The sequence below is a fragment of the Methylomonas methanica genome (genome assembly GCF_001644035.1).
GTDB lineage: Bacteria > Pseudomonadota > Gammaproteobacteria > Methylococcales > Methylomonadaceae > Methylomonas > Methylomonas methanica_A.
In genome coordinates, this window is sequence record NZ_LUUG01000049.1 from 23,988 (window position 1) to 38,340 (window position 14,353).

The 14,353-nt window shown below is 53.4% G+C and carries 10 protein-coding genes; 1 reads left to right on the forward strand and 9 read right to left on the reverse strand.

The annotated features are described in order from the left end of the window. Positions 1-263: 263 nt before the first annotated feature. The 8 genes from A1332_RS04135 to A1332_RS04170 form a co-directional block, all read right to left on the reverse strand. Positions 264-2,993, reverse strand: coding sequence for an EAL domain-containing protein (locus tag A1332_RS04135; RefSeq protein ID WP_064007297.1), 2,730 nt, complete (start codon positions 2,991-2,993; stop codon positions 264-266). 6 nt (positions 2,994-2,999) lie between these two features. Next, on the reverse strand, positions 3,000-6,299 hold the full coding sequence (locus A1332_RS04140; protein WP_064007298.1) for a PAS domain S-box protein: 3,300 nt from the start codon (positions 6,297-6,299) through the stop codon (positions 3,000-3,002). Positions 6,300-6,302: 3 nt separating this feature from the next. Beyond that, complete coding sequence (locus A1332_RS04145) at positions 6,303-6,977, reverse strand: YfiR family protein (protein ID WP_082879526.1); 675 nt, start codon at positions 6,975-6,977, stop codon at positions 6,303-6,305. A gap of 16 nt (positions 6,978-6,993) precedes the next feature. Next, complete coding sequence (locus tag A1332_RS04150) at positions 6,994-9,426, reverse strand: TonB-dependent siderophore receptor (RefSeq protein WP_231890207.1); 2,433 nt, start codon at positions 9,424-9,426, stop codon at positions 6,994-6,996. Between the two features lie 228 nt (positions 9,427-9,654). Continuing rightward, positions 9,655-10,098, reverse strand: coding sequence for a roadblock/LC7 domain-containing protein (locus tag A1332_RS04155; RefSeq protein WP_064007300.1), 444 nt, complete (start codon positions 10,096-10,098; stop codon positions 9,655-9,657). A gap of 20 nt (positions 10,099-10,118) precedes the next feature. Next, positions 10,119-10,532 carry a roadblock/LC7 domain-containing protein gene (locus tag A1332_RS04160; RefSeq protein ID WP_020485519.1) on the reverse strand — a complete coding sequence of 138 codons (414 nt, stop codon included), beginning with the start codon at positions 10,530-10,532 and terminating at the stop codon, positions 10,119-10,121. Between the two features lie 33 nt (positions 10,533-10,565). After that, complete coding sequence (locus A1332_RS04165) at positions 10,566-11,114, reverse strand: V4R domain-containing protein (RefSeq protein WP_020485518.1); 549 nt, start codon at positions 11,112-11,114, stop codon at positions 10,566-10,568. A 23-nt stretch (positions 11,115-11,137) separates the two neighbouring features. Then, on the reverse strand, positions 11,138-11,983 hold the full coding sequence (locus A1332_RS04170) for an OmpA family protein (RefSeq protein ID WP_064007301.1): 846 nt from the start codon (positions 11,981-11,983) through the stop codon (positions 11,138-11,140). A 328-nt stretch (positions 11,984-12,311) separates the two neighbouring features. Between A1332_RS04170 and A1332_RS04175 the strand changes: the two genes are divergently transcribed. Then, positions 12,312-13,106: an EAL domain-containing protein gene (locus A1332_RS04175; RefSeq protein ID WP_082879527.1), complete on the forward strand. Its 795-nt coding sequence runs from the start codon at positions 12,312-12,314 to the stop codon at positions 13,104-13,106. A 15-nt stretch (positions 13,107-13,121) separates the two neighbouring features. On the opposite strand, the gene amrS is transcribed toward A1332_RS04175, so the two are convergent. Beyond that, entirely contained in the window at positions 13,122-14,204 is a 1,083-nt protein-coding gene (gene amrS / locus A1332_RS04180) for an AmmeMemoRadiSam system radical SAM enzyme (RefSeq protein WP_064007302.1), read from the reverse strand. Positions 14,205-14,353: the final 149 nt, after the last annotated feature.

Below are 14,353 nucleotides of genomic sequence, written 5' to 3' on the forward strand. Positions count from 1 at the left end.
TTTACAGCTCAACTACTGGCTGTTACCGCTTTACCTGGGTAACTAAATTAAAGCGCATGGCAGAGCGACAACACGTTCAAAATTGCGTTTCAAGGCTATCTCTTCGAAGTGGCAACAACACCTAAGCTACTCCAAGCTTGCCAACCTAAGCTTTTGATGTCTTGGAAATTGGCGTTAGAAAACCACGTAGCAGCATAGACACCTGTACTATACCGCTAAGCCTCGACCTTTGTTCAGGCAGAAGATGGGCAAATGATGCACCTCTAACTTTCTTTAGCCTGCAAATCGGGTTGCGCTGAATAATTGCATTGGGCTTCAAAATCAGCCAACGGTACCGGCCTACCGAAGAAGTAGCCCTGATATAAATGACACCCTTGCAATTCCAAGAATCTCAACTGCTCCTCGGTTTCAACGCCTTCGGCGATACTCTCGATGCCCAAGTTCTCAGCCATGCCGATGATGGTTTGCACAATCACCGCATCACTTTGGGATAAGGTAATATTGCGCACAAAGGACTGGTCGATCTTCAACTGGTCAATCGGTAACTTGGTCAGATAATATAACGATGAATAACCGGTGCCAAAGTCGTCCATTGAGAAACGCACGCCAAAATCACGCAGTTGCCGCATTTTCACAATCGCATCGTCAATGTCATCCAGCACCAAACTCTCGGTGAGCTCAAGTTTAAGCCGATTAGGACTCAAATCGTGGCGCGCCAGAGTTCGCCGCACTTGCTCAGCGAAATCCTCTTGATGAAACTGCATGGCGCTGACGTTAACAGCCAGTTGTAACTTAGACTTAACCGGATCGCTTTCCCAGGCTTTTAGCTGAGCGCAAGCCGAGTCCATAACCCATTTGCCTATCGGTAAAATCAAACCGGTGTCCTCGGCCAGGGGAATAAACTCCAAAGGCGAAACCAAGCCGCGTTGCGGATGTTGCCAACGTATCAACACTTCCGCGCCGATAATCCGGCCGGTTTGATTGACCTGCATCTGGTAATACAACACCAATTGCTGCTCGGCCAATGCGCAACGCAAATCGCTTTCCAATGCCGCGCGAGTCTCCAAAGCTGCCTGCATCACCGGATCGTAAAACAGCAGCCTATTACGGCCGCCGCGTTTGGCTTGGTATAGTGCGGTATCGGTGTATTTCAGCAACTCTTCCGCCGTAATATGTTGATTGCGGAACATGCAGATGCCCATGCTGGCCGAACAATGGTGGTCATATCCTTGCAAGGAATAGGGCTGATCAATGGCGGAAAGGATTTTGCCGGCCAGCTTTTTGGTGTGAGCGGACGCACGCGTTTCATCCGTACTTAGGCTGTTGAGGATCATCACGAATTCGTCGCCGCCCAGTCTGGCGACGGTATCGCCTTCGCGCACACAATCTCGGAGACGTTGGGCGACTTCGATCAGCAGCAAATCGCCAATAGTATGGCCCTTGGTGTCATTAAGCGTTTTGAAGTTGTCCAGGTCAATAAACAAGGCCGCGCCGTGTTTATCATGCCGGGCATTAGTCACTATCGCTTGTTGCAAGCGGTCGTAAAGCAGACGGCGATTCGGTAGATTGGTCAGGGGATCGTAAAAGGCTAAGCGCTCGATCTCGGCTTCCGCCTGTTTTTGGGCCAACGCGCGGCTGAAATTCTCCAAGGCAAAGTTAATATCCATCGACATTTCGACCAACAGATCGCGAGCGGCATCGTCGAAGGCGTTAACCTCGTCAGCGTATAATACGAATGCGCCGACCACGTTATCGTTTCTCCGCAATGGCAACGAGGCCGACGCAGCCCATCCGGCGCGCAAGCCCTGTTTTCGCCATGGCACGGTAAGCGGATCGTTAATGAAATCCTGACACCAATAAGGACATTGTTCGCGGATCGCGATGCTGGTAGGGCTGTGGCCGAAAGCGCTATCGGCAGCCATGGACATATCTATCGTGGCCAACTCATCTGCGCCTTCGCCAAAACTGGCAACCGGACATATCGCGCGCCGATCAGCGGCAAACAAGCCAACCCAGGCCATTTTCATACCGCCAAATTCCACGGCGGCGCGGCAAATTTCCAGGAACAATTCGGCTTCGTCGGCACTATGCACGATGGCCTTGTTGCACTGACTCAAGGCGGCATAGAGCTGCATGTGGCGCTGGACTTTGGCTTCGGCTGCCTTACGCGCGGTTACGTCGCGGGCGATGCCGAGCACGCCTATCGGTTGGCCGTCCTGATTCAATACCGGTGTCTTCAGGGTTTCGAACAAGCCGGAGTAGCCGTTCTCGGCGAACGTCAGCCATTCTTCATTGGCGCAAACCCGGCCTGCCGCCAGGGCTTTGCGATCATTCTCGCGGAAAAAGTCGGCCAGTTCCCTGGCGGCAAAGTCGTAATCGGTCTTGCCGACAATGTCGGCTTCCTTGGCGCCGTATAAGCGTTCGAATTGGCGATTGCAGGTGATATACACGCCCTGTGGGTCCTTTAACCAGACCAGATCGGGAATAGTATGCAGTAGCGTGTGCATTAGGCTATGTGCCGCGACAAGGTCGTTCAGACTGGCCCTGAGCTTTTTCTCGCTTTCCAGGAGTTGGTGGCTGCGCTCTTCCACCAGTTCTTCCAAATGATTGCGCAGCCGGTCGATTTCCAGATGCGTACGCACGCGCGCCAGCAATTCCTCGCGCTGATACGGCTTGGTGACGAAGTCCACCGCGCCTAGCTCGAAGCCTTGGACTTTTTCATCCGGCTCGGACAGCGCACTGATGAAAATGATCGGCACATTGCGGGTGTCAGGATGCGCTTTGAGCCGACGACACACCTCAAAGCCCCCCATACCCGGCATCAGAATATCCAGCAACACCAAATCAGGCGGATTGGCGGTAGCAAAATTAACGGCCAGCTCGCCGTTTATCGCCGAGCGTACCTCGTACCCTTCGGCCTTCAGCAGGTCCGACAGCAACTTCAAAGACGCCGAGGTGTCGTCAACGACCAGAATTTTGCCTGTATTTATCATGATGTTCTAGTTACTCCCCAGTACCTTGAGTATCGTCGGATACTCATAACTTTCGGCAAGCCGAGTCAACGCGCCAGTCACGCGCAGATCATAAGCCGCAATCTGTTGAATAATGATGCCTATGCGCTCACTATCCAAATTTTTAACCGCCAACGCCAAATCCCCGCGTAAATTCTGCGGCACTACTGACAGCATCTCCGGTGTCAAGATCACGTCCTCGGGCATCATTGACGGTAGGTCGGCATAAACATAACGCACTCCCAATAGCCGGGTTAGACAGTCGTAGATTTCGTTGGCCCGGTAAGGCTTACAGATTAAGTCGTCCATGCCGGCCGCCATGATATCCGCCCGCTGTTCGGTGAAAGCCGACGCCGTGACCGCCACTATTTTCACATCCTTGCCACCCGGCAAGGTCCGAATGATTCTGGTCGCTTCCAAGCCATCCATGACCGGCATCTGTCTATCCATCCAGATTAAGTGTGGCTGCCAGCTTTGGAATTCAGCCACGCCCACCTTGCCATTCTCGGCTACCTTAACCTGAAAGCCCACGGCCTCCATCAGATTAACCAGCAATAATTGATTCTCCAGCTGATCTTCGATTATCAGAATCCGGTAATTGTCCTGCCCCGGCATCAAGCCCAGAACCATGCGTTCTTCCAAACGGTACAGATCGCTAATATCGGCTGCCTGCGCCTGCTTGAGCGGCACATCGATCCGAAACAGGGAGCCCTTTCCCGGCGAACTTTCCAGACTGATGGAGCCCTTCATTAGTTGCACAAATTGCCGGGTGATGCTTAAGCCCAGCCCGGTGCCTTTGTTGTCGGCAAGGTGTCCTATCTGCACAAAGGGTTCGAAAATGTGCTTTTGGTCTTCAGCTGTAATCCCAGGGCCGGAATCCTCTACTTCAATCAACAGATGGGCGATGGCGTTGTTCTTGGTGGACAGGCGTATGATCACCCCACCTTGCTGGGTAAATTTCAGCGCGTTGCCCACCAGATTGATCAATACCTGACGCAAGCGGGCCTGGTCACCGACGATATAGCGCGGAAATGCCGAAGACTGATCGACGACTAATTCCAGGTTTTTTTCGGCAGCGCGTACCTGCATCATCTTTATCACATCAAGCACCATTTCCCCCAAATCGAACGGCGCTTCTTCCAGTTGGACGCGGCCAGCTTCTATCTTGGCCATTTCCAACACGTCATTAATCAAGTTCAGCAAATGTTCGCCACTACGATTGATAATTTCGACGTTGCCGCGATCACTGTCCTGCAGCAAGGGATTTTTCAGCAGGATGCCGGAAAATCCGAGAATTGCATTCATCGGGGTGCGTAGTTCGTGGCTCATATTCGCCAGAAACACGCTCTTGGCTTTATTAGCCGCTTCGGCGGCATCGCGAGCCAGCAGCAGCTCGGCAGTGCGTTGCTGTACCGTATTTTCCAACTCATTTCGATAGCGTATCAGTTCGTTTTCCGCGCGTTTGCGGTCGGTGATATCGCGGGCAATTTTGGAAGCCCCGACAATTTGGCCTTGCGAATTTCGCAGCGGCGACACCGTCACGGAAACGTCAATCAATTTCCCATCCTTACGGCGCCGGATCGTCTCATAATGTCTGATGGATTCTCCGCGTCGAACTCTATCCAGGATTTCCCGTTCCTCATTCCGGCACTCGTCGGGTATCAGGATAGCAATTGCATGACCGACGATCTCGTCGGCGCTATATCCAAACATGCGTTCCGCACCCTTGTTCCAGCTGGTGATGATGCCGTCGAGAGTCTTACCGATGATGGCATCTTCAGTGGATTCAACAATCGCGGCGTATTCCGACAACAATTTCTCGGCGTTTTTGCGCTCGGTAATATCCCGGCAAATTGCCAGGTTGTATATCTTTCCGTCGAACTCAAAGCAGTTACCGGTCACTTCCACCGGGAAAACCCGGCCATCACGCGTACGGTGAGTCGTTTCGAATTGCATCTGGCGGCGCTCCGACAACGCCGGCCAAAATGTCTCCCACACTGCCGGCGACCAGCTGGGATCAATGTCGAACACCCCCATACCACTGGTGAGTTCATCACAACTGTATCCCAGCCTGGTAGCGGCACCTTGACTCGCATAAAGAAATTTCGGATCGTTCTCGGGCATCAGAAATATGGATTCCTTCACTTGATCCAGAGAGTAAGTCAGCAATTGCAGCTGATGCTGGGCCTGTTTACGCTCGGTAAGATCGTATATCAAGCCGACGAATCCGCAGATGCCGCCGCCCTCGCTCTGCAAGGCAGTTATGGAAAGATTCACCGGCACGCGGGTCCGGTTTTTGCGGATAAAAGTCCACTCGCTTTCCTCAGGCAGATTGCGCAAGGGACGCGCGGTAAAGACGTCGAATCCCGGAGAAATCAAGACCCCAAGTTCTTCAGACAATTTCTGAGCGTAGCGCTCGACCTCTACCCTATCATGCCAAAGCGCCGGCGTTTTCTTGCCTATCAACTCGTTGGCCGTGTACCCCAACAAGCGTTCTGCGGCCAAATTGAAACTGGTGATAGTGCCGTCCGGGGAGGTAGAGACAATAGCGTAGGCCGCATTGTCCAAAATCGTGCGATGGAAGACGTTAAGCCGGGACAATTCGATTTCGCGCTCCTCAACCGCGTCCATCATCGCGTTGAAACTTTGCCCCAGACGCGCTACTTCATCGGTACCGACGGCAGGCACTCGATGCCGGTAGTCGGCGGAGTGCCGAACACGCTCGGCGGCGACTGTTAAGGACGCAATCGGCCGAATGATAGTGCGTCGCAGCACCGCCAGCTGCCCTAAGGTCGCGGCCAATAACACCAGCATGCCGGCACCGAATAACCAGAGCAACTGATGCGTTTGCTGGCTCAATTGTTCCAAACCCATCACAATGCGCAGGCGCCCGCCTTTGCTTAAACCCTGCAACAACTCTGCGGTATCGTGGTTTAGATAAACGCCATCGGGCAGGCTTGGCATACCCCGAGGAGGGCCGAAGACGTTGCGGTTGAGGCTGGCCAGAATCCTCCCGCTATCCAAAAAAATATCCGCCTCTTGAATTTGCGGATTGGCGCGCAAGGTATCGAGAACTTCCTGAGCCCGCAGCGGATCTTCGAAAGCCACCGCCGCGTCAGTGCCCACAGAGACCAATTGCGCGTAAGGTTCCATGATCTGCCGGACGCGCTGTTCCAAGGTCATGCTATGAAACAGCGCCAGCCCCACCCCTGCCAATACAAACGCCAACAGCGCCGCCCCCCAAAGTACCAACGCAAGTCTGTTATATATATTGGCTTGGATGGACATGACTTATCTCATTCGGCGCATCTCGCCGTTTTCCAAAATCTCGCTGGAGACTTCCAACATTTTGGTCTGAATCGCCAATGAAACCGCTCGGGCTTGGTCGAGGTTGATGCTCATCCGCACCCTATCCGTCACTTCAAATCCTATGACTCCACCGTCCGGCAAGAATTCCGGCTCGTCACTGACCGTAAGAATCGGCTTCTGTTTTAACACAGCAAGCGCCGCGCGCCGCTTTGCGGTATCCGGATAAGTCATAAAAACAATCTGACACGGTGGCAGCTCTTCCAAGGTAGCGGCGCGAACAATGACAAAAGTACGACCCTGCTCGGTCCGTCCCCGCAAGGTCGTTTCCAAAATATCACCAAACGGATCGGGTCCAAGGATACCGATACACCAAGGTGCATTGCCGGCTGGAAGCGCGTATTCCGGCCAAACGACATAATGGGCAAAATTGCGCAGGAAAGCGGCTTTGACTTTGTAAGGATTGTCTACCGTGACGCCCTGGCTTAGAGTCAATCCCGGTAAAAACAACAGTGCGGCAAGCAAAACAACCACCCCGGCACGGCGTCTACAACCAACCCGCTTTACCGCACAGACACCGCAAGACGCGTTCAGATGGGTGTGCACACCCAACCCAAATGACTCCAGCGCGAAACAAAACGGATTGCCAGGGAGTTTCATAGTCTGAGTGCCAGGATCAGAACTTGATCGAAAAGTTGATCATCAGCTCGCGGGGCCTGCCACGGCTGCTTTGCGAAGGCCGATACTGTTCGTCGAGCAGGTTTTTGCCCATCAGGTCTACGCTCATGCTATGCCCTCCCGCTTCCCAGGTATAGCCGACCAGGGCGTTCAACAAGGCGTACGTTTGCCGCGAGGTCGCCGGGCTATCGGGCAGCAGGGTCTGGTCGAAGATCAGATTGACACCGCCGCCCAGATGCAGGCCGCGCAGCGCCTCCACACTAAAGTCGTAACGGGTCCACAGGTTGGCCAGATGCGGCGCGCTCATCTGCAATGGGGCGTTGTGGAAACGGTTGACGTTCTTGTAATTAGCCAGACCCGCCGCATCCAGCGAGCCAGGATCTTGGCCGAGGATGGCATGATCCCGACCGCTGAACTCGGTAATCCTCGCATCCATGTAGCTGTAGGACAGATACAGTTGCCAGTCGTCGGTCAGTTTAGCGGTGGCGTCCCATTCGATGCCTCGGGAACGCTGTTCACCGCTTTGCAGGCCGTAAATAGTGATGCCGCCGGCGGAATTGGTCACCGCCAGATCGTTGACAATGTGTTTATTGCGGATATCGAAGTAAGTCAGCGTGCTGGACAAGCGACCGCCAAACCAGTCGGCCTTAATACCGACATCATACCCCCAACCCTCGGTCGGCTTGGGAATCGACGAGGTGCCGTCGAGATTGTTGACCGGAAAAGTACCGGGCACGAAGGATTCGGCGTAGCTGCCGAACAACGACCATTCAGGTGTCAGTTTGTAGATCAGGCCATATTGCGGCGTAACAGTGCTGGCGGTGGAGGCTTGCGCCTGGCTGGTCTGGCGGTTTGTGAACTGACTTTCGGTCTCGGTCCAGCGCCAACCGGTCAACACCAGTAAGCGGTCATCGAAGAAACCGAAGGTGGAACTGCCATAGACCGATTTGTCCACGGCCTGCACATTCTCATCGGAGCCGCTTGTCGTCAACAACGATAAAGGTATCGCCGTATTGCTGTTCCAGGTGTAGGGATTACCTAAGTCCCACAACGGTAGCGGCGAAGCGGTTGGGTTACTGCCTAAGGCCGGATCGTTAGCTGCCTGGCCGGCCGATCGGTGAAAGTTGCGATCAATGTATTGACCTCCCAGTAATAAGCGCAGGCTGGCGAAACCCAGGTCATACTTGCCCACGCCTTGCAGTTCTATGGTGTCGTCGCGGTTGCTATAAATTTGCTGTCTGACCCGACGCCCCTGCATCAACGTGGTGTTATTGCTCATGCCGAAGTTACCGGTAAACAGCGCGTCGACATCGTATTCCAAATGCGAAAAGCCGGTACGCAGATTCCAGTGTTCGTCGGCCTTGAAGTCTATCCAGGTGCTGAGATTATGGGTGTTGCTATGCCGAAAGTCGCTGTAGGCCATGCTGTTCCAATTATTGGGCAGGCCCGGCACGTCCACGCCCGAGAGGTTGGGATCCGCGGCTGTCGGCAACACGCCGACCTGCGTGCTGTAGCCGGGTTTTTGCATTAGCTGGGGTTCTTCGATTTTTTCGAAGTTTTCGTATTTTACCGAGACGCTAAGGCGATCAGTGGGTTGCCAAAGCAAAGAAGGCGAGATATTCCATGAGTGCGCATCATACGGTTCCCAGTAATGCATATCCTGATCATAGGAAGCCGCCAGCCGGTAGGACAAGGTTTTTGTAGCGGGTCCAGTCACATCGACATCGAAACGGTATTCGCCGTAGGAGCCGTAGCGCGCATCGGCATTGGCGGCGAATTGACGTTGCGGATTTTTGGTGATGACGTTGACGATCCCGCCCGGCGCGACCTGACCGTACAGAAACGATGCCGGCCCCTTGACCACTTCAACCCGCGAGATATTGGTGAAATCCAAAATGGACGGGCCGTGGACGCCATCGCGCAGCGTGTGGATATTGCCGCCGGCCAAAGATCCAACCGCGAAGCCGCGAATGGCCAAGTTAGCGTTGCCTTCGTTGAAGTCGTTGCTGCGGTAAGTGACCCCTGGCGAATAACGGGCTATGTCGAAAATATCGCGGGGCTTTTGATCCTTGATGAAGGACTCGGTGAAGGCTTGGAGCGCAAACGGCAAGTCGCTGATCGGCGCATCGAAACGGGAGCCGGACACTGAATTCGAGGCCAGATATCCGCTATCGAGCTGGAAGGAGACATCGAACGGCGACACCTTGACATTTACCAGCTCCACCAAATCCATATCGGCGACATCCCTGCTTGCGTCATGGGACTGTTCGGAGGCCTTGGTTTCGATACCGGCATCCTCATCCGCCTTCGAATCAGCCGAAAAGGTCTGGCTAGACTTCGCGGTATCAGCTACTAAGTCGCCGCCGATTTCCGCCGCCATAGTGATTGGCTGGCGCAGCACACCAAACACAAAAGCCAGTCTGATAGCCATGCCGACGCCAAATTTAGACCAGCAGTCTCTCATTTTGCATCCCCCCGGTGATTTAACGAAGATCTAGTTATTCTTTTTTCGAAACCGTGAGACAACACCCACCATTTACTGAACAGCTTAGTTCAGCTGCCAATGGAGGGCAATTTCTATGACCGTGGGAGAGTGGAATTTCTCCTAACAGCCGGAGGGGGATGGAAGAAACGGCGGCGTGGATGTAACTGCCGCTGTCTATTTTGCCTGACTCAACACGGTGGCTAAATTGACACCCTTGGGACTGGAAATACACAGAATGATAGGCCCGACGCTGAGCATAGCCAGCTTGTTGACGGCACCAACGATGACGATCTGTTCGATCTCGCCGAGGCCTAGGGAGGTTTCGCCGTGCTGAGCGGCGCGTATCGTATCCTGAATGACCGCCCCGAATGCATCCATATTGGACGCTTCGGCGGATTGGGCCAGAATCAGGCCGTCGTGGTAGGCTGCACAGGCGCTTACGCCCTCAATCTTGACAACTTTATCCACCACAGCCTGCACGGCGTCAATAAATGCCGCGCGCTTTAGGCGGGTGGCTTCGCTGACATTGACGATGTCGGCCGCCGGTTGCCGGCGCGCGGCGAGATAGTCGTCGACGAGCGTATCCAGCTGCGCCAACTGCGATTCAAACCAATGCATATTTAGGCTCTAGGCAGCGGTTAATTGGCCAGATAACTGGTGAATAATTTTTTCAATACCGGAATGGTTTCTTTCAATTCAAACCGCACCCGGCCCAACAAGGCTTCCCGCTGGGTTACCAGAGCCAAAATGAAGCCCCCGTCAATCGGCGTGGATAGAATATAACCATCATTGTTTTCGCAGATCACCATATTGGTCAAATGATGGCCGACATGTTGCGCGGCTTTCGCCGCCGCGCCGAATACCACCTGCACGGAAGCGCCGATGGCGTCGGTGTTGATTTCGAAATCGCGGTGGATATGCGTAACAAAGCCGTCGCTGTCGACAATGGCCGCCGCCGATACGCCCTGGATGTTCATCAGATTACGCAAGATGGAATCGATTTCGTTGTTCTGAGATTTTCGCGGGTCGAGAAATTGGACATTACTACTCATGCTGCTCTCCTAATTCTTTTAATAATTATCAACCTACAGTAAATCGACGCGGATTAAACAAGTCTTGTCGCCCAGCGCATTGCACTTGGTTTCGGTCGCCTTCACATTGCGATTGAAAAAGGTTCTGACGATGCCGCCGACCATGCCGGCTTCGAAATGGCAGATAGGCGCGGAAACGTGATGAATACCGGCGCAGGATACGCATTCGTCCACCCGCAATTCCAACACCCCCGCCGACAAATCCACTTTGTCCGGCACTACCAAACCGATGCTCAGCTGTCGGCACAATAATTTGATTTTGCCGACATAGGTTTCCAAATCCTTATCGATATTGGCGGCGGCAATCTGCCCCATCGCCAAGCCCAAACTCTGGCCGGAATGGTAAACCAGCGACGGCGCGCCCTGCCCCAATATGTCTTCCACGTTCGATCCCAGCGCCACCATGCGCAGGGCTTGAAACAAGCGGATTGGAATTAAGGGCCCCAAATCCTTGCGGTTTTCGATATCGAACTCGCCTGAAATAATGCCGTCGAGAATTTGCTGTTGGGCTATCTGATAGTCTGATTTACTGTTTTGTATCATGGCGTCTATCCTCTTCAATTCGGTTAATTATCCACACACTGCAATTCGACCCGACGGTTTAAAGCCTGGCCCTCTTTGGTATCGTTCGGTGCCGCCGGTTTTCTCATGCCTTCCGATGCGGTGAGGATGACTTTTGCGCCGATACCGTTGGCGATCAATAATTTTTTTACCGCATTGGCACGCGTCAAACCCAACTGTATGTTGGCGGCATCGCTACCCAAATTACAGGTATGCCCGTTCAGCTTGATCCGGTTCTGACAGCTTTTGGCCGCGCTTAATAATTCGTTGGCGCTGTTAGCCGATTCTGGGGTTAATTTGCTGGAATCGAATTTGAAATATACGGTAAAGGGCACCGCGGCAGACGTTTGAGCGGCCTTATCCGGAGAAGATTTGGGAGTACCTGCCGCTGTCGGTTCGGTGGGTAACTCCGGCAACGCGTCCGGGCTCTGAATGTTGGCATCGCCGGTGGCAGACTGTTGCGCGTTTTGATTTGCCGCCAGCGCGTGATCGGGTTTAGCTTCGGCAACCAAAGCTGGAGCCGCTTCGGCTGGGGACTTCGGCGCTGGGGTATCAGTATTTTCTGAGGCTACAAGCGGTGTTGACGCCGGGCTTTTGACTGGCGTTACCTGTTTATCCAGGGCTGCGATCTGAGAAATGGCCTCCGGCTTCTGCGTCAAATCGGGCACAAAAACCACAGCCAAGGCCAGTAAACCGATCACGCCAAGTAACCATGGCACATGACCGTCCCTGGGCTTTTTGAAAATTTTGTCTGCTTTGCCTTGCGGATTGCCGGATTTCAGCCGCGCTTTGTCCGTAGACGGAATAATGCCATCCAGGCCGTCGTGATCGAGTGATCGAGGTTTTTTCATGGAGTTCCCTTACGTTCCGTTTGCCGGAAGCCTGCGTAATGTTTGCAGGGACAGTGTGAACAAGTACCGAATTAAATCTGTTTGTCTATCATATGCAAGTTTCCAATCAGAATCAAAATTCATGCTGGTTCAAATAATTAAATCTTAGGATTTGACACTGAACCACTTAAGTGAATCCTGAAATTAAGCTGATCCAGTGCCATCGAAAGCTGGCAAATTAAATGTTTATTCCAATGAACTTCGCTACACTTGATAATAATGACCGCAAAGAACGCCCCCGCTTAAGCAAGGATGGCTAACATCCTGATACCGATTCCGAGAATCCGCTATGCCAGAAAAAACCGCGCCAAATTCCCCGCAAGCCCACACCAATACTGACCTACCCAGTTGTAATCGCTGCCAGGACCTGGATGAGCTGGATTTTGACTTTAGTTTTGCCTATCAACCCATCGTCAATTTTTTTGCTCGAACCGTTTTTGCGCACGAAGCCTTGGTGCGCGGGGTTAACGGCGAATCGGCCGCATCGGTATTAGGTAGAGTGACCGACGCCAACCGCTATCGCTTCGACCAAAGCTGCCGGATAAAAGCCGTAGAAGGCGCGGCCAAATTGGGTATACAAGAGTTTGTGTCGATCAATTTTATGCCGAATGCGGTTTACCAACCCGAAGCCTGCATCCGTTCAACTTTTGAGGCGGCGCAACGCTACAATTTCTCTAAAGACCGCATCATTTTCGAAGTGGTCGAAGGCGAGGATGTTTCCGACCGTCCGCATTTGATCAATATATTTACCGAATACCGCCGCTTCGGCTTCAAAACCGCAATCGACGATTTCGGCGCGGGTTACGCCGGCCTGAACCTGCTCGCCGAATTTCAGCCGGATGTGCTTAAACTGGACATGGATTTAGTACGCGACATCAACCTCAGCAAACCCAAACAGGCGATTGTTGCCGGGGTGGTGCAAATCTGCCGCGAACTCGGCATCGAAGTGCTGGCGGAAGGCATTGAAACCAAGGCCGAGCGGGATTTTCTGCTGGCCTGCGGCGTCACGCTATTTCAAGGTTACTTATTCTGCAAACCCGCATTTCAGGCCATCGGTCAAATCAATCCGGACGCCTGGTCTTAGCGGTAAACCTGCCAGTTAAAACTTTACGGCCTGGCGTTTAGCGCCCCAATCGCCCGGTAAGGGATTAAATACTCCCGCGCAGGCACTGCCGCAAAACCGGCAATTGCCGGCCGCATCCAAATTCCAATCCGACAACTCATACCAATCGCGACCGATCAAAATTTTGCCGCAGTTGTGGCAATAAGTGCTCTCGGCCGACTTGTCATGAACATTGCCGACATAGGCGTAACGCACACCGTTTTTCAATGCAATGCTGCGTGCCAACAATAAAGTCGAACGTGGCGTGGGCGGCGTATCCGTCATTTTCCAATCCGGATGAAACGCGGTGAAATGCATGGGCACATCCGGTCCCAAATGCTCCACCACCCATTGCGTCATCGCTTCCAACTCGGCCTCTGAATCATTGGCGCCGGGAATCATTAGCGTAGTCAACTCCAACCAAACGGGAGTTTCGTGTTTCAAATACTGCAAGGTTTCCAGCACCGGCTGTAAATGGCCACCGGTGATCTTGTGATAAAAATCCTCGCTAAAGGCTTTTAAATCGACGTTAGCGGCGTCCATGTAACGGTAAAACTCGGCGCGCGGCTCGGCGCAGACATAACCCGCCGTGACCGCCACGGACTTCAATCCCAGCTCCCGGCAGGCTTGCGCGGTATCGATGGCATATTCGTGAAAGATCACCGGGTCGTTGTAGGTATAGGCAACGCTGCTGCAACCGTGTTCCAGTGCGGCCCTGGCTATTGCTTCCGGCGCGGCGCGGCTCATCAGCGTGTCCATCTCCCGCGACTTGCTGATGTCCCAATTCTGGCAAAACTTGCAGGCCAAATTGCAGCCGGCGGTGCCGAACGAAAAAATCGGCGTGCCGGGTAGAAAATGGTTCAGCGGTTTTTTCTCGATAGGATCGATGGCAAAGCCGCTGGAGCGGCCATAACTGGTCATCACGATTTGCGCGTCCAGATTCTGGCGCACAAAGCACAATCCGCGCTGGCCTTCATGCAATTTGCAAAAGCGCGGACACAAGTCGCACTGCACCTTGCCGTCCGCCAACACATGCCAGTAGCGGGTGGCGGCGGTATCTGCGCTGAGTAAAGTCGTCATGGCGATGCTCCTTGAACCCCAAGCATAAAATCGGGTCGTTATCCGCTAGAGTTAGCAGTAGAATAAACCCTAGGCGAGCGGGGTATTCAATTTTTTAATACTCCCCGCCAAACCCGGCCTCTGATCGTATTAAAACTTTAAAAAAGGAT

Coding starts and splice junctions, on each gene's coding strand:
- A1332_RS04135 (WP_064007297.1), bottom strand. CDS start 2,993: ATGATAAATACAGGCAAAATTCTGGTCGTTGACGACACCTCGGCGTCT.
- A1332_RS04140 (WP_064007298.1), bottom strand. CDS start 6,299: ATGTCCATCCAAGCCAATATATATAACAGACTTGCGTTGGTACTTTGG.
- A1332_RS04145 (WP_082879526.1), bottom strand. CDS start 6,977: ATGAAACTCCCTGGCAATCCGTTTTGTTTCGCGCTGGAGTCATTTGGG.
- A1332_RS04150 (WP_231890207.1), bottom strand. CDS start 9,426: ATGGCTATCAGACTGGCTTTTGTGTTTGGTGTGCTGCGCCAGCCAATC.
- A1332_RS04155 (WP_064007300.1), bottom strand. CDS start 10,098: ATGCATTGGTTTGAATCGCAGTTGGCGCAGCTGGATACGCTCGTCGAC.
- A1332_RS04160 (WP_020485519.1), bottom strand. CDS start 10,532: ATGAGTAGTAATGTCCAATTTCTCGACCCGCGAAAATCTCAGAACAAC.
- A1332_RS04165 (WP_020485518.1), bottom strand. CDS start 11,114: ATGATACAAAACAGTAAATCAGACTATCAGATAGCCCAACAGCAAATT.
- A1332_RS04170 (WP_064007301.1), bottom strand. CDS start 11,983: ATGAAAAAACCTCGATCACTCGATCACGACGGCCTGGATGGCATTATT.
- A1332_RS04175 (WP_082879527.1), top strand. CDS start 12,312: ATGCCAGAAAAAACCGCGCCAAATTCCCCGCAAGCCCACACCAATACT.
- amrS (WP_064007302.1), bottom strand. CDS start 14,204: ATGACGACTTTACTCAGCGCAGATACCGCCGCCACCCGCTACTGGCAT.